Source organism: Ochrobactrum sp. XJ1 (assembly GCF_024701725.1).
In the GTDB taxonomy this organism is placed as follows: Bacteria; Pseudomonadota; Alphaproteobacteria; order Rhizobiales; family Rhizobiaceae; genus Brucella; species Brucella anthropi.
The window spans coordinates 183,118-202,650 of record NZ_VDGD01000001.1; the positions used below are offsets into that span (position 1 = coordinate 183,118).

Genomic DNA, 19,533 nt, shown 5'->3' on the forward strand with positions numbered 1-19,533 from the left:
AAAAGCGGCAAAAATGGCTGTTTTCGCAGAAAATAATCCCTTTTTGTTGCAACATGCGCGCTGTCACAACGTTTTGCTATAATGTGGCATGCAGGCATGAAACGCGGTTACGGGCTCGTTCCAGCCATCGCGGAACGGCTCAGGTGGTGAATTTGGAGGATTTCTATGCCGAGCTATCGCGCGCCAGTTGAGGATACGAATTTCGTTCTCAATGACGTTCTGAATTATCAGCGCTACAACAATCTGCCGGGCTTTGCCGACGCGTCGCCCGATGTCGTCGAGGCAATCCTGTCTGAAGGTGCGAAGCTCGCCGAGGGCACCCTGTTTCCGGTCAACCAGACCGCTGATCGCGAAGGCTGCAAGCGTCATTCGGACGGTTCGGTGACGACGCCGAAAGGCTACAAGCAGGCTTATGATCTCTATCGCGATGGCGGCTGGCTCGGCCTCGCCGTGCCGGAGCAATATGGCGGGCAGGGGCTTCCTTATCTGCTGCATACGGCTGTCGGCGAATATATGTCGTCTGCCAATATGGCGCTCACCATGTATCCGGGCCTGACACAGGGCGCGATTGCCGCGATCCTGACCCACGGCACCGATGAGCAGAAAGGCACCTATCTGCCGAAGATGGTGGAAGGCACCTGGACCGGCACGATGAACCTGACCGAGCCGCATTGCGGTACCGATCTGGGCTTGCTGCGCACCAGCGCCGCGCCGCAAAAAGACGGTTCCTACAAGATTTCCGGCCAGAAGATTTTCATCTCGGCTGGCGAACACGACATGTCGGACAACATCATCCATCTGGTGCTGGCCCGTATCGACGGCGCGCCGGAAGGTGTGAAGGGCATTTCGCTGTTCATCGTGCCGAAGTTCATTCTCGATGAAAACGGCAATCCGGGCGAGCGCAACGGCGTGTCCTGCGGTTCCATCGAAGAAAAGATGGGCATTCACGGCAATTCCACCTGCGTGATGAACTACGATGATGCGACGGGCTTCCTGATTGGCGAGGCACACAAAGGCCTGCGCGCCATGTTCACCATGATGAACGAAGCGCGTCTTGGTGTAGCTTTGCAGGGCCTTTCGATTGCCGAAACCGCTTACCAGAATGCTGCCATCTATGCGCGTGAGCGTATTCAGGGTCGTGCACTTTCGGGTGCCGCGGCACCGGACAAGAAAGCCGACCCGATCATCGTGCATCCGGATATCCGCCGCAACCTCATGAATATCCGTGCTTTCAACGAAGCCGGTCGGGCGCTTATCCTCTGGACGGCACTCAACTCCGATATCGCCCATCGCGCAGGCGATGAAGCGGAACGTCAGGCAGCAGACGATCTCGTCGGCCTTTTGACGCCAGTTCTGAAAGGCGTTCTGACCGACAAGGGTTTTGAACACGCCGTCATGGCGCAGCAGGTCTTCGGCGGGCACGGCTATATCGAAGAACACGGCATGAGCCAGTATGTGCGCGATGCGCGTATCGCCATGATCTATGAAGGCGCGAATGGTATTCAGGCGCTCGATCTCGTCGGCCGCAAGCTGGCGCTTAACGGTGGCCGCGCAATCACCGCGTTCTTCAAGGAAGTGGGCGATTTCTGCGAAGCCAACCGCGAAAATGAGAAGCTTTCCTTCTTCACCAAGCATCTGAAGAAGGGTCTCAACGATCTTCAGGCCGCCACCATGTGGCTGATGCAGAATGCGATGGCCAAGCCCGACAATGCCGGTGCCGCCTCCAACGACTATATGCATCTCTTCGGACTGGTGGCGCTTGGCTTCATGTGGGCACGCATGGCGAAGATCGCGGAAGAAAAGCTTGGCAGTGGCGAAGGCAACAAGGCGTTCCTTGAAGCCAAGCTTGTTACCGCACGCTATTATTTCGAGCGGATCATGCCGGAAAGCGCCGCACATCTCGCACGCATCCAGTCGGGCGCGGATTCGATGATGGCGCTAAACGCGGACACATTCTGAGTTAGAGATCAGGCTAAGTTTTCGAACTTGGCGGGAAGGAGCAAAAATGGCTGAGGCTTATATTTACGATCACGTGCGCACACCGCGCGGACGTGGCAAGAAGGATGGCAGCCTGCACGAAGTGCCTGCCGTTCGTCTGGGCGCGAAGGTTCTAGAATCCCTGCGCGACCGTAACGGTATCGACACGGCAAAGGTCGATGACATTATTTTCGGCTGTGTCGATCCGGTGGGCGAAGCTGGTGCGGTCATCCCACGTTCGTCAGCTTTTGAAGCCGGTTACGACTTCAAGGCGCCGGGCATCCAGATTTCGCGTTTCTGCGCCTCGGGCCTTGATGCGGTCAATCTGGCAGCAGCCAAGGTCGCCTTCGGTTCCGACGATCTGGTGATTGCAGGCGGCGTGGAAAGCATGTCGCGCGTCGGCATGGGCATGTCGGGCGGTGCCTGGTACATGGACCCATCGGTCGGCTTCCCCGGCTATTTCATGCCGCAGGGCGTGTCCGCCGATCTGATCGCCACGAAATATGGTTTCAGCCGCGATGACGTCGACGCTTATGCCGTCGAAAGCCAGAAGCGTGCCGCCAAGTCGTGGGAAAAGGGCTATTTCAAGAATTCGGTCATTTCGATCCAAGACCAGAATGGCCTGACCATTCTCGACCATGACGAGCACATGCGCCCGACAACCGACATGCAGGCGCTGGGCCAGCTCAATCCATCCTTTGTGATGCCGGGTGAAATGGGCGGCTTCAATGCGGTCGGCATTCAGGCCCATCCGGAAATCGAAACCGTCAACCACGTCCACCATGCCGGTAACTCGTCGGGCATCGTCGACGGTGCGGCTGGCGTTCTGGTTGGTTCCAGGAAGGCTGGCAAGGCATTCGATATCAAGCCGCGTGCGCGCATTCGTGCTTTCGCCAATATCGGCTCCGAACCGGCGCTTATGCTGACCGGCCCGGTTGATGTGACGGAAAAGCTTCTCAAGCAGGCCAAGATGAAAATCTCGGATATCGACCTGTTCGAGCTGAACGAAGCCTTTGCCGCTGTTGTTCTGCGCTACATGCAGGCTTTCGACATTCCGCACGACAAGATCAACGTCAATGGCGGTGCCATTGCCATGGGCCATCCGCTCGGTGCAACCGGCGCTATGATCCTCGGTACGGTGCTGGATGAACTGGAACGCCGCGATCTCAACACCGCGCTGGTGACCTTGTGCATCGGTGCCGGCATGGGCACGGCGACAATCATCGAGCGCGTTTAAGGTGAGGGAGGTTTTACGAATGGCTTATGTAAATTTCAAAGTTGAAACCGACGCCGATGGCATTGCTCTCGTCACCTGGGACATGCCTGAAAAGTCGATGAATGTCTTCACCGTCGAGGCGATGCAGGAATTGAATTCCATCATCGACGCGGTGACTGCCGACGATAAGATCAAGGGCGTTGTTATCACGTCAGGTAAGGACAGCTTCTCTGGTGGCGCCGACCTGACCATGCTGGAAGGCATGTTCAAGGAATTCCAGAAGCAGAAGGCCAAGGACCCGCAGGGCGCGGTCCAGACCCTGTTCGACAATGTCGGCAAGATGAGCGGTCTTTTCCGCAAGCTTGAAACTTGCGGCAAGCCGTGGGTGTCGGCCATCAATGGCACCTGCATGGGCGGCGCTTTTGAAATGTCGCTCGCCTGTCATGCCCGCGTGGTATCCGATGCGCCGGGCGTGAAAATGGCACTGCCGGAAGTCAAGGTCGGCCTGTTCCCGGGCGCTGGCGGTACGCAGCGCGTTCCGCGCCTTGCCAATCAGCAGGACGCGCTCCAGATGATGACGACCGGCTCCAGCCTGACCGCGCAGCGCGCCAAGGCAATGGGTCTCGTCACCGAGATTGCTCCGGCCAAGAAGCTGGTCGAAACCGCAAAGAAGCTCATCAAGGGCGGTCTCAAGCCAGTTCAGCCATGGGATGAAAAGGGCTTCAAGTTGCCCGGCGGCGCGATCTATTCTGCTGCCGGTGCGAACCTTTGGCCTGCCGCAACGGCAATCCTGCGTCGCGAAACCTCCGGTAATTATCCTGCAGCCCTTGCTATCCTGAAGTCGGTTTATGAAGGTCTGCTGGTCCCATTCGATACCGGCCTCAAGATCGAGCAGCGCTATTTCACCGAAATCCTCCAGACGACCGAAGCGGGCATGATGATCCGTTCGCTCTTCGTGTCGCTGCAGGAATTGAACAAGGGCGCACGCCGTCCGGTCGATGAAAAGCCGACCAAGCTCAAGAAGATCGGCGTCATCGGCGCTGGCTTCATGGGTGCAGGCATCGCCTATGTGACCGCCAAGGCAGGCATTCCGGTGGTGCTGATCGACCGCGATCAGGAGTCTGCCGACAAGGGCAAGGCACATACGGCTGACCTTATCGCCAAGGAAATGCAGAAAGGCCGCGCCACGGAAGCCGACAAGGAAAAGCTCCTGTCGCTTATCACGGCAACGCCGGATTACGCGCTTCTCGAAGGTGCCGATCTGGTGATCGAAGCCGTGTTCGAGGACCGTGAAGTCAAGCGTGTTGCGACTGAGAAGGCCGAGGAAGTGCTCAAGACTTCCGCAGTCTTTGCTTCCAACACCTCGACCCTGCCGATCACTGGTCTTGCGAAAGTCTCGAAACGTCCAAAGAACTTCATCGGCATTCACTTCTTCTCGCCTGTCGACAAGATGATGCTGGTGGAAGTGATCCTCGGCAAAAAGACGTCCGACAAGGCACTGGCCGTAGCCCTTGATTACGTTCGTGCGATCAAGAAGACGCCGATTGTCGTCAACGATACGCGTGGCTTCTACGTCAATCGCTGCGTGCTGCGCTATATGTCGGAAGCCTACAACATGCTCGTTGAAGGTGTGCCTGCTGCGATGATCGAAAATGCCGCCCGTATGGCTGGCATGCCGGTTGGTCCGCTGGCGCTCAACGACGAAACCGCTATCGACCTGTCACAGAAGATCCTCAAGGCAACCCTTGCCGATCTCGGTGAAAAGGCGGTCGATCCGCGCCATGTAGAACTGGTGGATCGTCTCGTCAACGAGTTCGACCGCAAGGGCCGCAAGAACGGCAAGGGCTTCTACGATTATCCGGCGAAGCCTGCCAAGAAGCATCTGTGGCCGGGCCTCAAGGATCTCTATCCACAGCAGAATCCGGACAAGATCGATGTAAAGGAGCTGAAAGAGCGCTTCCTCGTCACCATTGCTCTGGAAGCTGCCCGCGTGATGGAAGAAGGCATTGTCACCGATCCGCGTGAAGCCGATGTCGGCTCCATTCTTGCCTTTGGTTTCGCGCCTTATACGGGCGGTACGCTTTCCTATATCGATGGCATGGGTGCGAAGAAATTCGTCAAGCTTGCCAAGGAGTTGCAGAAGAAGTACGGCCAGCAGTTCAAGGCGCCGAAACTTCTGCTCGACATGGCCGAAAACGGTGAAAGCTTCTACCAGCGTTTCAACCCTTACAAGACGGAAGCAAAGAAGGCAGCGTAAGCTTAACCCTTCGCAAGATCATCAGGCGCGGCATGTTTCATGCCGCGCTTTTTGTTTGTGCTTCTTGTCATAGCTGAACTGCAGCATCCCCGGATAAGAAAATTTTCCCTGTTAATTCAGCCGTCTTGCGCAATTACTGCTTTTTCGGTAGGTTGAAGCCGAAGATGGGACGGAATAATAGGTTTAAAATCCTTTGAAACATATCTTTCCTGATGGGGATTATTCAGGAAGATATGTCGGAACCTAGGTGGCGGATCATTACTATGTTTTCTCACGAGAGCGTGTGGGCGGCCATTGATGCCTTGGCTGAACGTCATTCCCTGAGCGCGTCCGGGCTGGCGCGTCGTGCAGGGCTCGACCCTACGACCTTTAACAAATCCAAGCGCTATGCTTCCGATGGGCGTGCGCGCTGGCCTTCGACGGAATCGCTGGCCAAGGTGATGGAAGCCACCGGCTCGACGTTCGATGAATTCACGCGGCTCATCCGTGGCGAAAATCGCACGCCGCAATTCGGCGAATATACGCAGGACATGCAGTCCATTCCATTGCTCGGCATGGCCGAAGCGGGCGCTGGCGGCTATTTCGACGATGCCGGTTTCCCGGCTGGACAAGGCTGGGACATTGTGGAATTCCCGGTCGGATCGGGGGAAGGTGTGTACGCGCTGGAGGTTTCGGGCGACTCAATGTTGCCCCTTTACCGTGATGGCGATACGCTGATCGTAGCACCCAATACCGCCATTCGCCGGGGCGATCGCGTAGTGGTGCGGACGAAAGACGGAGAAGTGATGGCCAAGATCCTGCATCGCCAGACGCCACGAACCATTGAGCTTCATTCGCTCAATCCCGAACATCCGAACCGCATTTTCGAGTCCAGGGATATCGAATGGGTCGCCCGCATTTTATGGGCGAGCCAGTAATGGCGCAATCGCAGGATAGAAGCCATGCACGCGCCGTTTTCGGCGGTCTGGCTGGCATAACAGGCGCAGTTCTGATCGCAGCCTTCGTGGCGCCGTTCTATGGTGCACTGGATCGCCCGGTGGTCGTCATCAACTCCGGTGATACGAAGACAGAATCCGGTACGGGAAACGGTATCGTCGTCGAACAGTTTGACTATAACGAGCCGGAGACATCGCCTGAAACGGGCAATGCTTCGGAGGAGACGTCGCCGCAACCGGGCCAAACCGCCCCCGTTGAAGGGCAGCCGCCTGCGTGGAAAGAGAACGGCAAGGTCAACGACCAGGTGAATGACAACGGCATTGAACGCGAAGCACCGCGTCCACCGCTGAGCGATCTCGGTCTTGCATCCACGCCCAAGCCGCCGGAGCCACCGGCACCGGCCACGCCTGTCGATGCGGGTGAACAGATGCAGCTTTTGCAGCGACCTGTCGCTGTGGCGGCCGGACGGCTTGAAAGTCAGGGCCGTATTATTGAATTGCAGGGCATCGAAATCGTACCCTTGGAACAGACCTGCCAGACCGCTTCCGGTGAAAGCTGGCCATGCGGCATGCAGGCGCGCACTGCCTTCCGGCAATGGTTGCGCTCCCGTGCCGTCATGTGCCGCCTGCCTGAAAACGACAGCGGTGGCGCGGTGGCGACCGAATGCTTGCTGGGCAATGAAGATGCAGCCGCATGGCTGGTTGCCAATGGCTGGGCGAAGGCCGCTCCCGGCGGTGCCTATGACGAAGCGGGTCGTAAGGCTGTGGAAGCGCGTCTCGGCATTTTCGGCGACAAGCCCGATACGTCTCTGCCCAATCCGGAGCCAGATAGCGGCAATATGATGGATAATCCGTCGCCGCTGGCCCCTGAACCGGAGCCGCAACCATCCTCGCCGTCGCCGCAGCCGCAGCCGCAGGGTGATTTTCCGCCCGCGCCGCCTGCACAATGACGAAAAGAGATCAAACCTCTTAAAGCAAGCCTCCAAGAAGAGGATCGTATCGAACTGGAATGCGGGTGCACCTGTTCTCAGATGCCAGAGAATACCGTTCGAAATGTGCTGTTCATCGACATGAGGTTTGCCGCGCACTGTGGTCGGAAGAAGTGGTTCGATCACCGACCATTCGAAATCAGTTCGATCAAAGGCACTCTCACTGCCTCCAATCGCTGGAGACAGTGAATCGCAACATACTTTATAGTATGTGACGTAGCCTTTCTTGGCTCGGTGCAGGACTTCCTTGTCGCAGATGCTACTGTCCGGTCGTTTTTTCTCCGACGACGAGTGCGAGTGCACGGACCGGCGAGCCGGTTCCTTTCACGAATTTCAGGGGTGCTGCGATCAGGATCGCCCCCTTGGCTGGTAGCTGATCAAGGTTGCTCAGGCTTGCCAGTCCGTATCGGTTTGCCTTGTGCATGAGGTTGTGTGCCGGAAATGGAGGGGTCATGGCTCCTGCGGATCCTGCATCCGTACCGACTGTTTCCTGACCCCAACCGATAATGCCTTTGGAAAGCAGATACTCGATTGCTTCAACCGTTGGTCCCGGAGAATGTGGGCCGTTTTCATCGGCATTCAGAAATGTATCGGCTGAACCATTGCGCTTGTACCAGTCGGTACGCATCAAAACCCATGATCCAGCTTCAATTTCGCCATGCTCTGCTTCCCATTCCCTGATGCTATCAACCGTCAGCAGATAATCAGCGTCGGCGGCGGCTTGTGCGGAACGGTCGATTACGTTTACGGGAGCAACGAAGTTCTGTGGCGGGATCGTATCAGTGGTGTTGTTGGAGTGATCCTTGCCGGTGATCCAGTGACACGGGGCATCGAAATGGGTGCCGGTGTGCTCGCCAAGCTCTATCCAGTTCCAGGCCCAGAACGGACCATTCTGATCGTATTGGCTGATAGTGTGAACTTTAACGTTCGGTGTGTTTTTGCCGAATTGCGGGGGAAGGTAAAGGACGGGCGTATCCGGACCGAGTGGTGCGGTGATGTCAACGACCTTGACGGTGCCAGACAGCAGTCCGGACGCAAGGCTGGAAAGAGCAGATGTATCGTTCATGAAATCCCCATTTCGCCCTGAGCCGGCGCCGGCATTATTGTGCGGTCCTTGATGAACCGGTCTCTTTCGGACGTTCACTCGAAGCCTATGGCAGGAAATATGCTCTTGCAAGTATCTCTTTTACAAAATCTTCCAGGAATTTTCTCGCGGCAGAAGAGCGTTCGCCAATAGACCAAATTTATGGACTTTTCTGTCCGTATGTCCTGCTGTGACTGGTAGTAAAACCTCATGCAAGGTAATGCAGTTATATGCATTCAAGTATAATATCGGCCATCTGTAAAAAAACTGGGCTCGCATGTCGACGGCATTCTTCACGGTTCGATTGCTTTAAGGGAAGGTTCTTGTGTGATCTGCCGACCAATAAAGGGCAGGGGTGTAGCGGTCAGGTTAATTTAGGCTTGAAATATCGGCTGTCTGGCGCAATTCTCATTGATTGCAGCGCAACGATATGCACCGGGCGGATAATGGATCTCGAATTTATAGTCACCGAAGTCGATGAGGGCGAGAAGCAGGAATTGCGCCTCTGGCTGCGTATGCTGGCAACAACCAGACTGGTTTCACAGGAAATCCGCCGCCGTCTGCGCAATGAATTTGGTGTCACGCTGCCACAATTTGACATTCTTGCCCAGCTTTACCGGGAACCGGACGGGTTGCGGCTGGGAGAACTCTCGCGTCGGACCATGGTGACGAATGGCAACATCACCGGCTTGATTGAGCGATTGGAAGCCGACGGTCTTGTGCGTCGTGAAACACCTGGTGCCGACAGACGCGTTACCGTCGCGCGATTGACTGATACTGGGCAGACGGTGTTCGCAGAAATGGCGCGGGTCCATGAAAGCTGGTTACGTGATCTGATGGCCGAGGTCGATCGCGACACGATCGCTTCGTTGCTGAGAGATATGAAGCGTGTCAAAAAATCGGTCGGCAATCACCTCATGGATGACAATGAGGAATAGCATTCCCATATCCGCTGTTCGATATGGATTACTGACCTACTCTCTGCCATCGCGTTGAGATACGATAAAAAACACAATAATAACAATTGGATATAAGGAACGATATAATTCCTGCACTTGCAGAAATTATCAGGGAATATTTCACTTGCTTATTTGATCAAATGATCTTTAGATACGCGCATGTTGGGAAGCCAATCCAGGTTGAAGCTGCGTTTATGCAGTCTGCTCAGGACGAAGATGTGAAAACAAAGGGACAGGACGGTGCTGGTTTGATTACGCCAGCTGACCAGGTTCCCGGAAGGCCGGCTTTGACACTCGCTGAGGGGCGGGGCTGAGACGGAAAACAACAGGAGAGATAGATTCATGATCCGCCTTGCCAGACGCATCACCGAAAGTTCCAGCAAATCTTTTGGCATGTATGCCCGGGCGGCGGCACTCGGAGCGAATGCCGGTGACCTCATTCACATGGAGCTTGGCAGCCCCCATGCCGATACGCCACTGCATATCAAGCAGGCGACGGTCAATGCACTGATGGCAGGCGATGTCCATTATTCGCATTTTCAGGGAATTCCAAAATTGCGCGAAGCCCTGGCCGCCCGTCTGCGTGAGAAGAATGACATGGATGTTTCAGCCTCCGATATCGTTGTCACTAACGGGCTGACCCATGCGTCCTTTGCCGCTTTCATGGCGCTGCTTGACCCGGGCGACGAGGCGATCCTGTTGGAACCTTATTATCCTCAGCATATCGGCAAGATAGAACTCGCCGGAGCCAAACCTGTTCTGGCGCCGCTGGATGCCAGCGACCGTTTCTCGATCAAGGCGGAACTGATCGAACCGAAGATCACGGCCCGCACAAAAATGATTGTTCTGATCAATCCGTGTAACCCGACAGGACGGGTCTACAGTCGCGAGGAGCTGGAAGTTCTGGCGGATATTGCTCGCCGTCACGATCTGGTGGTGGTTTCTGACGAGGTTTACGAAGAGATACTGTTTGATGGCGCGCGCCATGTTTCGATCGCTTCGTTGCCCGGCATGAAGGAGCGAACGATTTCAATGTTCGCCTTTACCAAGAGTTTCGCCATGGATGGTTGGCGACTTGGGTATCTCACCGCACCGCGGCATATGATCGAAGGTATCCTGAAGATCACGACCAACGACGTCACTCACGTGAACACATTCATTCAGGCGGGGGCTCTGGCGGCGGTCTCGGGGCCAGAGGAGATATTGGCCGAACTGGTGACGGAAGACAAAGTAAAGCGCGACATTGTCGTGTCGCGGTTAAATCAAATGTCAGGTGTCACGTGCGACTGGCCGGAAGGCACGATCTACGCGTTTCCCAAAATCGCTGCATTGGGTCTTAAGTCGCAGGACATGGCTGAACGCATCATGACAGAGGCGGGCGTTGTGCTGGAAGCGGGGAGTTTTTACGGAGCGGGCGGTGAAGGGCATTTGCGTGTCTGTTTCGGTTCGCAATCGCTTGCACGTGTCAATGAAGCCATGGATCGCCTTCAGCGGTTCTTTGGTTCCCTTTGAATGACTGGAGCATCTTCGCTGCGGTCTGGTTGCTCAGACCAATGCGATTTTAGTTGAAACTTAAAATTCCATATGATCAAATAATCAAATAGGTCGACGCAGGTAGGAGCAGGAACTTCTGCCGAAAGAAACGACCCATAGAGGGAATAACAACATGATGATCTGTCGCCGTAATTTTCTGGCTATGGCAGGCCTTGCAAGCGCTCTGGCTGTGAGCTCTTTTGCCATGACATCTGCATCTCTGGCTGCCGATGCACTTAATATCGGTGCCTATCCCAGTAACCCACCTTTCGAGTTGAAAAATGCCGATGGGACGTTCGAAGGCTTCGAAATCGATATCGCGACCGAGGCAGCCAAACGGGCCGGTCTGGAGCCGGAAATCGCTGATTACGGGTTTCAGGCCCTGTTTGCCGCAACGACTTCCCGGCGTATCGACGTGGCGGTTTCGTCCATAACAATTACGCCGGAACGCCTGAAATCACAGTCCTTCACCCAGCCTTACTACGATTCAGACATCGGGGTTGCGACCAAGACCGATAGTGCTGTCACCGGACTGGCCGATTTGAATGGCAAGACCGTTGGTGCCCTTTCCGGCTCTACCGGCGAAAAATGGGTCAAGGAAAACAAAGAGGCCAAAGGCTTCGCCGATATCAAAGGCTATAACTCGCAACAGGATCTGTTTCTTGATCTCGGTGCAGGCCGCATAGATGCCGTCATTTCCGACATACCCGGCATGGAACATCTCTTTCTGAAGATGAAGGGGTTTGCCGTGAAAGACCGAATTCAGACCGGGGAGCAATATGGTCTGATGATGGCGAAGGACCATCCGTTGCTTGGCAAGCTCAACGATGCGATTACCGCCATGAAGCAGGATGGGACCACTGCGGCTATTCACAAAAAGTGGTTCGGTACGGAACCTGCAGCCAGTTCCTCGACAGTCACCGTCGTGCCGATCCCGCAGCCGTAATCTTTTGATGTTGGTGACAGATGGGCCGCATTTGCAGGATCGGCCTATCTTCGACCGTTACTTCTCAGACTGACCGGTCGTGCGCTCCCAGGATTTGCCTGCGAAGGACGCCAATATGACATTCGTCGAAACCTTCCTGAACACCGATGTTCTCGCTTCGAGCCTGCCAGCGCTTGGACGTGGCCTGCTCAATACGTTTCTCATCGGTATCGCCAGCATTTTCTTTGGTGTTCTGTCGGGCTTGCTGATCAGTATTGTCCGTATCTACGGACCGAAGGTTCTTCGTTATCTCGCGATCGCCTATATCGATGTATTCCGCGCCATGCCGGTTTTGGTCGTGCTGATCCTGATCTATTATGCACTGCCATTCATCGGGATACGCTTTTCTGCCTGGACCTCTGCCATCATGTCCTTCTCCATGGTTATGGCGGCATATTCGGCGGAAGTGTTCCGGTCCGGCATCGAAAGTGTACCACGCGGCCAGTTCGAAGCTGCTTCTGCGCTTGGAATTCCATTCCCGGTTACTCTGTGGAAAGTGGTTCTGCCACAGGCGATCCGTATCATCATTCCGCCGACTACCAGCAATTGTGTTTCCATGTTCAAGGACACCGCATTGGCGTCTACTGTGGCTCTGCCCGAGCTTTTGAAGGAAGCGCAGGACGCGCAGGCGCTTTATGCCAATCCGACACCATTGATCGGCGCAGCGCTTATCTATCTCATCCTCCTGCTGCCGCTGGTGCGCTTGGTCGCGCTTCTTGAGGCGCGGTTCAAAAAGGAGAGAGTCCGATAGTCCAATTCTGGTTTCATCGGCGGATATCGGCAACAGCAATGGCAGGCATAATATGAGCGGTTATTTTCTCTATCACTCGATCGGTACCTTTCCGGGTAAAGCGGAAAAGGTGAAAGCGGCACTTAGTCGTTATTCGGATATCTGGTCGGCAGAAAATGACTCTCAATGGCCGGCAATGCTGGCGGAGCGCGGGCATTTCATCCGAAGCTGGGAGAACCTGATTGGCGCTCCCGCAGGCTCCATGACTACTGCAGAGAATGTGACACTGGCCCTTTACAGTCTGATCGGTGCACTGCCTGAGGAATTATTGCGCGGCCGCCGAATTCTGGCCGCCGCCGATTGCTTCCCGAGTCTGCATTTTTTGCTGGCCGGGTTGCAGGCGCGGTTCGGATTTACGCTCGAAACCGTACCCATGAGACAGGGCGAGAGTTTTGTACGCGACGAGGATTTCATCGATGCTTGGGGCAGCGATGTTGCGATTGCGTTGGTGACATGGGTGTCGTCCACGACATCGAAGCGCGCCGACCTGGACCTGATGTCCAAACACGGCAGGCAGCACGGCACGATCATCGTTGCAGATGTCACCCAGGGCGTAGGCATCCGCCCCTTTTCCGTCGGAGAGATAGATGTCGTGGTGGGATCGTCTCTCAAATGGCTTTGTGGAAGTTCGGGAGCGGGGGCAATCTATGTGCGTCCGGGACTATTGACGACTTGCAAGCCGGAATTGCGTGGCTGGTTTAGTCAACCTAATCCGTTTTCCTGGGATCTTGATACTTTTGCCTATGCCGACGATGCGCGGCGCTTCGACCATGGCACGCCTGCCGTGCTGGCGGCTATAGCCTCGCAACCCGGCCTTGATTTTGTTTCCGCGACAGGTGTCGACGTGCTGGCCCGGCATAACGAACTGTTGACCGGCAAGATTGTGGAACGGGTCGCTGCCAACACTGCACTGTCGTTGGTCTCTCCAGAAAGGCCTGAAGAGCGCGGCGGCAGCGTGATGGTGCAAGCGGTTTCGGCTGAAAAGGCGGCCGTGATCGTGACCGCATTGAAGGTTGAAAATTTTTACTGTGATTGTCGCAGTCGTATTCTGCGGTTTTCACCTGGGTCGGTGACCTCCCTGATGGAAACGGAAGCCTTGTGTGATGCGCTGGATAGGCTGGCGCTCGATTAAGCCTTTTGGTTCCATGCCGATTTCTGCTCGAACCTGTTGTTTTCACCGTATTTATGCGACACCCGGTGATCCTATCGGGTGGTAAAATGCTATAACTGAGGAACACGGAGACAAGGGATTTGAAGCAAATGATCGGTGAAACCCGTCTGTTGAAGGTATCCTCGCGCGTAACTGTGCAGGACGGTGTCTACCAACAGCTTCGCCAGGCTTTGATGTGGGGCTCATTCGAGCCGTCGCAGGCGGTGACGATCGCTTCACTTGCCGAGGAGTTCGGCACAAGCCATATGCCCGTACGTGAGGCGCTGCGACGGCTGGCGGCGGAGAACGGACTGGAAATCGCCCGTAATGGATCGGCACGTGTGCCTGATATTTCGCGGACACGGCTGGATGACATTTGTCGGGTCCGCGTTGCTCTCGAGGGGCTCGCCACCGAACTTGCAACGCCGCGGATGACGGCTGCCGATATTGACCGCTGTCTGACGCTCGCGCGGGAGCATGAAGCTCTCGGTCAAGAAGGCAAGATCTATGAGATGCTGCGCAAGAACCAAGAGTTTCATTTCACGATCTACGAACTATCGGGATCGGAAACATTACCCCAGATGATTGAAACGCTGTGGCTGCGACTTGGACCCTATATGCGCCTTCTTTCCAATCATGTCCGTCAGCAAGTGGACCAGGGTATTATCCATCCTTATTCAGCCTATCATTACGAAATGCTGGATGCCATTCGTGCCGGCGACGCAAAAAAAGCGGGCAGTCTGATGATCCAGGACATTGAAGCAACGCAACGACTTTTGCAGAAACTTTGTTAGGCATCGAGATACGCTTGCCTTGATTGCAGACTGACGCGCTCTAAAGGGCTGATCGTTGCGATGGACGTTAAACCCTTTCAAGCGCGATGGCGATACCTTGCCCCACACCGATGCACATCGTGGCGAGCGCAAAACGACCACCGCCAAGTTTCAGTTCCAGCGCTGCCGTGCCGGTGATGCGTGCTCCGGACATGCCGAGCGGATGTCCGAGAGCGATGGCACCGCCATTCGGATTGACGCGGATGTCGTCGTCGGCAACTCCAAGAAGACGTAACGTGGCCAATCCCTGGCTGGCGAAAGCTTCATTCAGTTCGATTATATCGAACTGCTCCTGCTTCATTCCCAGCCGTGCCATCAATTTCTGGCTGGCTGGCGCCGGGCCGATACCCATGATGCGTGGAGGAACTCCTGCCGTAGCACCACCCAGAACTCGAGCAACAGGCGTGAGGCCGAACTTGCGGGCAGCGGCTTCCGAAGCAATGATGAGCGCTGCCGCTCCATCGTTGACGCCCGACGCATTCCCAGCTGTAACCGTGGCACCTTCCAGCCGGTTGATTGGTTTCAGTTTGGCCAGTGCGTCCAGCGTGGTTTCGCGCGGATGTTCGTCAGCACCGACGACCACGGGATCACCCTTGCGCTGAGGAATGGAAACGGGCGTTATTTCTTGCGCCAGTCGGCCGTTGCTTTGTGCTGCTGCAGTCTTCTTCTGGCTTCGCAAGGCGAATTCATCCTGATCGGCGCGTGTGACCGCGTAATCGACAGCCACGTGATCCCCGGTCTCCGGCATGGAGTCGATGCCGTATTGAGCTTTCATCACCGGATTGACGAAACGCCAGCCAATTGTCGTATCGTGAATTTCTGCGCGGCGCGAGAACGGGCTGTCTGCTTTAGGTAAAACAAAGGGTGCGCGGCTCATGCTTTCCACACCACCCGCAATCATAAGCTCTGCTTCGCCTGCCCGAATGGCACGCGCGGCGGTAAGCACGGCGTCCATCCCGGAACCGCAGAGCCTGTTGATCGTCGTACCGGTGGCGGTAACGGGATAACCGGCAAGCAGTGCCGCCATGCGCGCAACATTGCGGTTATCTTCCCCTGCCTGATTGGCGCAGCCGAAAATCACGTCCTCAATCGCCTCGCAATCCAGCGTCGGATTGCGCTCGACCAGCGCTTTGAGCGGAATAGCGGCAAGATCGTCCGTGCGGATGCTGGACAACGCCCCGCCAAAACGTCCGATGGGGGTGCGGATATAGTCGCAGATGAAAGCTTCTGTCATCGGGTTTCTCCAGTCTGGCGTGTCGCGAACAGGGGGCCGCCCTTGATCGAGGGAAAGCTGTAGCCGTTGACCAAAACGAGATCAATGTCGTCGGAATGGCGCGCAATGCCTTCTTCAAGCAGGGCTTCCCCTTCATACGCCATGGCGGCGAGCAGGCGCTGCATGATCGCTTCATCGCTGAAACTGCGAGGAACAATGGCGTTGCGCGCGCGGTAATCGTCGATCAGCGCGTGGACGTCGGGGTCGCTTGTGCGGACACCGTCCGCATAGCGATACCAGCCGAGACCGGCCTTGCAGCCAAAACGCCCGGCTTCGCATAGTTTGTCGGCAACGTCGAAATAGGGAAGGTTAGGATCGCGGCTTGCCGCCGCTCTCTTGCGCCGCGCCCAGGCAATTTCCAGGCCGGCCATGTCGTAAACCGCGAAGAGTCCCATCGGAAAGCCATAGGCTTCCATGGCACGATCGATATCTTCGGGATAGGCGCCTTCAGCCAGCATTTTCTCGGCTTCCGTGCGATAGGCCGAAAACATCCGGTTGCCGATGAAGCCTTCACAGACACCGGTGACGATGGGCAGCTTCTTGATTTTGCGGGCAAAGGCGATACCCGTTGCAAGCGTCTCGTCGGAGGTCTCCGCGCAGCGCACCACTTCCAGAAGCCGCATGATATTGGCTGGCGAGAAGAAATGTAATCCCAGCACCCGGTCGGTGCGGTTCGTAACGGCGGCCAGTTCATCCGGATTGAGATAGCTGGTATTGGTTGCCAGTATGGTTGCCGGAGGCAGCAAAGCGTCGAGCTCGCGGAACAGCGATGCCTTGACGGTGAAATCATCGAAGACGGCTTCGATGACGAGATTGGCATCGGCAAGCGCAGCCATATCGGCACTGACGGAGAGCTTTGCGCGTTGCGCGTCTGCGGCTTCGGTGGAAAGCCTGCCGGTATCGACAGCCTTCTGGATCATATCGCTGATCCGCGCATGGCCTTTGGCAGCTGCTTCCGCGGTCGTTTCATAGCCGATAACCGTGTAGCCAGCGGCAAGGCAGGCGACGGCAATGCCTGATCCCATCAGGCCGGTCCCGGCAATGCCGATGGTCGAAAGCGCCAGAGGTTTTGCCTCCATGCCTTCGACTTTTCCAGCGGCGCGTTCGGCAAAGAAAAGATGCCGCAAGGCGGCCGCCTCTTCGCTGTCGCGCAGGCGGATGAAGGTTGTCCGTTCCTCGGCCAGACCTTCGGCAATCGAGATCGTGGTGGAAAGCTGCACCAGCCGCGCGGCTTCGCCAGGGGCGGTCGCGCCACGCGCTTTCTTCAGTATCTTCGCTTTGGCCTGTTCAAAGGTGGCGGCATCGGGCGCGGTAACCGGCAGATCGCAGGTCCGGCGCAAAGGCTTGCCGACCAGCGCATGGGCAAGCGCGATAGCGTCGGCCACAAGATCGCCGTCCGAAATCCGGTCGATCAAGTCCAGTTGCAGCGCTTCATCCGGGGCAATCTGGCGTCCCGTGGCGATCATGTCCAGTGCTGCGAGCGACCCGATCAATCGGGGCAGGCGCTGTGTGCCGCCAGCGCCGGGCACGATCCCAAGCTTGACTTCCGGCAAGGCAAAGGAGGCGCTGGTCGACGCGATGCGGGCGTGAGCCGCAAGTGCTACTTCAAGTCCGCCGCCCAAAGCGGGGCCGTTGATTGTGGCCACCACGGGTTTGTCGGCGTTTTCGATGATCGTGATGACATCCGGCAATGTCGGTTCAACCGGCGGTTTGCCGAATTCGCGAATGTCCGCCCCGCCGATGAAGATCTTGCCTGCACCGCTCAGCACGGTCGCCCGGATCGCAGCTGTTGCGGAAGCATGGTGAATGGCTGCGGCAAGCCCTTTGCGCACCTCGGCAGAGGTGGCATTGACCGGCGGGTTGTCGATCGTGACGACAAGAATGCCATCGACAACCATGCCTGTCACAACGGGGGAGAATTCGCGTCTATCGGCCATGGTGGTCTCAGTCCGGTATCACGGCAAAAGCCTGTATTTCGATCTTGGCCCGGTCTTCGACCAGCGCGACCACCTGCACCGCCGCCATGGCGGGGAAGTGCTTGCCGATCACATCGCGATAGGCGCGACCGATGCCTTTCAGATTGGCGGTATATTCAGCCTTGTCGGTGAAATACCAGGTCATGGAGGCGATATGCTCCGGCCTGCCGCCAGCTTCCGCCAGAATGGCGACAATGTTCTTTAATGTCTGCTCGGTCTGCTCGACAAAATCGTCGGTCTCGAACTGTTGCTGTTCGTTCCAGCCGATCTGGCCGCCGATATAGACGGTGCGCCCACGCGCTTCAACGCCATTGGCATATCCGATGGGGCGGGCCCAGCCTTGCGGCTGAAGTGTCTTATGCATGTTGTGTCTCCAGAAAATGCGCGCGGTGGCGGGCTTTAATTTGCCTTCAGTAGTTCACGCGCGATAATGAGTTTCTGCACTTCCGTTGCGCCCTCATAGATGCGAAGTGCGCGGATTTCGCGATAAAGCCGCTCGACGATTTCGCCGCTTTTCACACCGCGACCGCCAAACATCTGCACGGCCTTGTCGATGGTTTGCTGGGCGTTTTCCGTCGCAACCATCTTGGCCATTGCGGCTTCCTTGGTTGTGTTCAGCTTCTGAATGTCGCGCCGCCATGCTGCGCGATAGGTCAGAAGCGCAGCGGCGTCGATATCGGTCGCCATGTCGCCGAGCGTGGCTTGTGTCAGCTGCAAGTCGGCCAAAGCGCCGCCGAACATCGGGCGCGACCGCGCATGGGACAGCGCCTCGCTGGCGGCACGGCGTGCAAAGCCAAGTGCTGCTGCCGCAACCGATGCGCGGAAAATATCAAGCGTGCGCATGGCGATCTTGAAACCTTCGCCCGGCGTACCGAGGCGACGCGAGGCCGGGATGCGGCAATTGTCGAAGCGGATCGTGGCCAATGGATGCGGCGCGATCACATCAATGCGTTCCGCGATGGAAAAGCCGGGATCGGTGGCGAAAACAACAAAGGCCGAAATGCCCCGTGTTCCCGGTGCTTCGCCCGTGCGGGCAAAGACGGTGTAGACATCGGCGATGCCGCCATTGGAAATCCACGTCTTTTCACCGTCGAGCACATAGTCATCGCCGTCGGCTCTGGCGGCGCAATTCATTGCCGCCACGTCGGACCCCGCCAGTTTTTCCGACAGGGCAAAGGCCGAAATCCATTCGCCGCTTGCCACTTTCGGCAGCACGGTCTGCTTGAGTTCGTCCGATGCGGTGAGGCTGATCGCGCCGGTGCCAAGGCCCTGCATGGCAAAAGCGAAATCAGCGAGACCATCGTGGTAGGCCAGTGTCTCGCGGGCAATGCAAAGCTTGCGGGAATCGATACCTTCGCCGCCAGTCAGGCTGACTGCTGCTTCCAGCAGCCCGGCTTGGCCGAGTGCCTTCACCAGCGCGCGGCAGGCATTGTCCGTGTCGCTGTGGTCGACACCGGCCAGCGCCGGGCTTTTAGCAAAGGCATCCAGTTTTGCGGCCCAGTCGGTGTGGGCTTTGTCAAAAAACGGCCAGTCGAGATACTCCCGCGTGAGCGGTTTTGCTGCGGAACTATCCATC

Annotated in this window: 16 protein-coding genes and 1 pseudogene; 11 read left to right on the top strand and 6 right to left on the bottom strand. The window is 56.7% G+C overall.

Features of this window, described 5'->3' with window-relative positions; genetic code table 11:
• Window positions 1–165: 165 nt before the first annotated feature.
• The 5 genes from FG152_RS00965 to FG152_RS00985 all read left to right on the top strand — a co-directional run bounded on the left by FG152_RS00965 (window position 166) and on the right by FG152_RS00985 (window position 7,335).
• Entirely contained in the window at window positions 166–1,959 is a 1,794-nt protein-coding gene (locus FG152_RS00965; protein ID WP_010659214.1) for an acyl-CoA dehydrogenase C-terminal domain-containing protein, read from the top strand.
• A gap of 46 nt (window positions 1,960–2,005) precedes the next feature.
• Window positions 2,006–3,214, top strand: a complete 1,209-nt coding sequence (locus FG152_RS00970; RefSeq protein WP_010659213.1) for an acetyl-CoA C-acetyltransferase — start codon at window positions 2,006–2,008, stop codon at window positions 3,212–3,214.
• Window positions 3,215–3,233: 19 nt separating this feature from the next.
• The gene (locus FG152_RS00975; RefSeq protein WP_010659212.1) at window positions 3,234–5,450 is read left to right on the top strand and encodes an FAD-dependent oxidoreductase; all 2,217 of its coding nucleotides are present in this window, start codon (window positions 3,234–3,236) and stop codon (window positions 5,448–5,450) included.
• 263 nt (window positions 5,451–5,713) lie between these two features.
• A complete protein-coding gene (locus FG152_RS00980; RefSeq protein WP_010659211.1) occupies window positions 5,714–6,367 on the top strand; it encodes a S24 family peptidase in 654 nt (217 codons plus the stop codon).
• Window positions 6,367–7,335 (top strand): thermonuclease family protein, encoded by a 969-nt coding sequence (locus tag FG152_RS00985; protein WP_010659210.1) that lies wholly within the window; start codon window positions 6,367–6,369, stop codon window positions 7,333–7,335. The genes FG152_RS00980 and FG152_RS00985 overlap by 1 nt, the downstream gene beginning before the upstream one ends.
• A gap of 63 nt (window positions 7,336–7,398) precedes the next feature.
• On the opposite strand, the pseudogene FG152_RS00990 reads toward FG152_RS00985, so the two are convergent.
• Together FG152_RS00990 and FG152_RS00995 are read right to left on the bottom strand one after the other, a co-directional pair.
• Window positions 7,399–7,548 (bottom strand): annotated as a pseudogene (locus tag FG152_RS00990) (transposase); the annotation flags it as partial.
• A gap of 85 nt (window positions 7,549–7,633) precedes the next feature.
• Window positions 7,634–8,440, bottom strand: a complete 807-nt coding sequence (locus tag FG152_RS00995) for a cyclase family protein (RefSeq protein WP_010659209.1) — start codon at window positions 8,438–8,440, stop codon at window positions 7,634–7,636.
• A gap of 464 nt (window positions 8,441–8,904) precedes the next feature.
• Here FG152_RS00995 and FG152_RS01000 point away from each other — a divergent pair, with 464 nt between their 5' ends.
• The 6 genes from FG152_RS01000 (at window position 8,905) to FG152_RS01025 (ending at window position 14,669) form a co-directional block, all read left to right on the top strand.
• Window positions 8,905–9,396 (top strand): MarR family winged helix-turn-helix transcriptional regulator, encoded by a 492-nt coding sequence (locus tag FG152_RS01000; RefSeq protein WP_010659208.1) that lies wholly within the window; start codon window positions 8,905–8,907, stop codon window positions 9,394–9,396.
• A gap of 363 nt (window positions 9,397–9,759) precedes the next feature.
• A complete protein-coding gene (locus FG152_RS01005) occupies window positions 9,760–10,929 on the top strand; it encodes a pyridoxal phosphate-dependent aminotransferase (protein ID WP_010659206.1) in 1,170 nt (389 codons plus the stop codon).
• Between the two features lie 154 nt (window positions 10,930–11,083).
• Window positions 11,084–11,896 carry an ABC transporter substrate-binding protein gene (locus FG152_RS01010; protein WP_010659205.1) on the top strand — a complete coding sequence of 271 codons (813 nt, stop codon included), beginning with the start codon at window positions 11,084–11,086 and terminating at the stop codon, window positions 11,894–11,896.
• 115 nt (window positions 11,897–12,011) lie between these two features.
• Window positions 12,012–12,686, top strand: a complete 675-nt coding sequence (locus FG152_RS01015) for an amino acid ABC transporter permease (protein WP_010659204.1) — start codon at window positions 12,012–12,014, stop codon at window positions 12,684–12,686.
• 52 nt (window positions 12,687–12,738) lie between these two features.
• Complete coding sequence (locus FG152_RS01020; protein ID WP_010659203.1) at window positions 12,739–13,857, top strand: aminotransferase class V-fold PLP-dependent enzyme; 1,119 nt, start codon at window positions 12,739–12,741, stop codon at window positions 13,855–13,857.
• Between the two features lie 128 nt (window positions 13,858–13,985).
• Complete coding sequence (locus tag FG152_RS01025; protein WP_010659202.1) at window positions 13,986–14,669, top strand: GntR family transcriptional regulator; 684 nt, start codon at window positions 13,986–13,988, stop codon at window positions 14,667–14,669.
• 67 nt (window positions 14,670–14,736) lie between these two features.
• Here the strand turns inward: FG152_RS01025 and pcaF are convergent, their stop codons facing one another.
• From pcaF to FG152_RS01045, 4 genes are read right to left on the bottom strand one after another with little or no spacing between them, the layout of a single operon-like run.
• Entirely contained in the window at window positions 14,737–15,942 is a 1,206-nt protein-coding gene (gene pcaF / locus FG152_RS01030; RefSeq protein ID WP_010659201.1) for a 3-oxoadipyl-CoA thiolase, read from the bottom strand.
• Window positions 15,939–17,918: a 3-hydroxyacyl-CoA dehydrogenase NAD-binding domain-containing protein gene (locus tag FG152_RS01035; protein ID WP_010659200.1), complete on the bottom strand. Its 1,980-nt coding sequence runs from the start codon at window positions 17,916–17,918 to the stop codon at window positions 15,939–15,941. The genes pcaF and FG152_RS01035 overlap by 4 nt, the downstream gene beginning before the upstream one ends.
• A gap of 7 nt (window positions 17,919–17,925) precedes the next feature.
• A complete protein-coding gene (locus tag FG152_RS01040) occupies window positions 17,926–18,321 on the bottom strand; it encodes a RidA family protein (protein ID WP_010659199.1) in 396 nt (131 codons plus the stop codon).
• A gap of 35 nt (window positions 18,322–18,356) precedes the next feature.
• Window positions 18,357–19,532 carry an acyl-CoA dehydrogenase family protein gene (locus tag FG152_RS01045; protein WP_010659198.1) on the bottom strand — a complete coding sequence of 392 codons (1,176 nt, stop codon included), beginning with the start codon at window positions 19,530–19,532 and terminating at the stop codon, window positions 18,357–18,359.
• Between the last annotated feature and the right edge of the window lies 1 nt (window position 19,533).

Excerpts from the sequence above, each read along its gene's own strand:
- FG152_RS00965 (WP_010659214.1), top strand. The coding sequence starts at position 166 with ATGCCGAGCTATCGCGCGCCAGTTGAGGATACGAATTTCGTTCTCAAT.
- FG152_RS00970 (WP_010659213.1), top strand. The coding sequence starts at position 2,006 with ATGGCTGAGGCTTATATTTACGATCACGTGCGCACACCGCGCGGACGT.
- FG152_RS00975 (WP_010659212.1), top strand. The coding sequence starts at position 3,234 with ATGGCTTATGTAAATTTCAAAGTTGAAACCGACGCCGATGGCATTGCT.
- FG152_RS00980 (WP_010659211.1), top strand. The coding sequence starts at position 5,714 with ATGTTTTCTCACGAGAGCGTGTGGGCGGCCATTGATGCCTTGGCTGAA.
- FG152_RS00985 (WP_010659210.1), top strand. The coding sequence starts at position 6,367 with ATGGCGCAATCGCAGGATAGAAGCCATGCACGCGCCGTTTTCGGCGGT.
- FG152_RS00995 (WP_010659209.1), bottom strand. The coding sequence starts at position 8,440 with ATGAACGATACATCTGCTCTTTCCAGCCTTGCGTCCGGACTGCTGTCT.
- FG152_RS01000 (WP_010659208.1), top strand. The coding sequence starts at position 8,905 with ATGGATCTCGAATTTATAGTCACCGAAGTCGATGAGGGCGAGAAGCAG.
- FG152_RS01005 (WP_010659206.1), top strand. The coding sequence starts at position 9,760 with ATGATCCGCCTTGCCAGACGCATCACCGAAAGTTCCAGCAAATCTTTT.
- FG152_RS01010 (WP_010659205.1), top strand. The coding sequence starts at position 11,084 with ATGATGATCTGTCGCCGTAATTTTCTGGCTATGGCAGGCCTTGCAAGC.
- FG152_RS01015 (WP_010659204.1), top strand. The coding sequence starts at position 12,012 with ATGACATTCGTCGAAACCTTCCTGAACACCGATGTTCTCGCTTCGAGC.
- FG152_RS01020 (WP_010659203.1), top strand. The coding sequence starts at position 12,739 with ATGAGCGGTTATTTTCTCTATCACTCGATCGGTACCTTTCCGGGTAAA.
- FG152_RS01025 (WP_010659202.1), top strand. The coding sequence starts at position 13,986 with ATGATCGGTGAAACCCGTCTGTTGAAGGTATCCTCGCGCGTAACTGTG.
- pcaF (WP_010659201.1), bottom strand. The coding sequence starts at position 15,942 with ATGACAGAAGCTTTCATCTGCGACTATATCCGCACCCCCATCGGACGT.
- FG152_RS01035 (WP_010659200.1), bottom strand. The coding sequence starts at position 17,918 with ATGGCCGATAGACGCGAATTCTCCCCCGTTGTGACAGGCATGGTTGTC.
- FG152_RS01040 (WP_010659199.1), bottom strand. The coding sequence starts at position 18,321 with ATGCATAAGACACTTCAGCCGCAAGGCTGGGCCCGCCCCATCGGATAT.
- FG152_RS01045 (WP_010659198.1), bottom strand. The coding sequence starts at position 19,532 with ATGGATAGTTCCGCAGCAAAACCGCTCACGCGGGAGTATCTCGACTGG.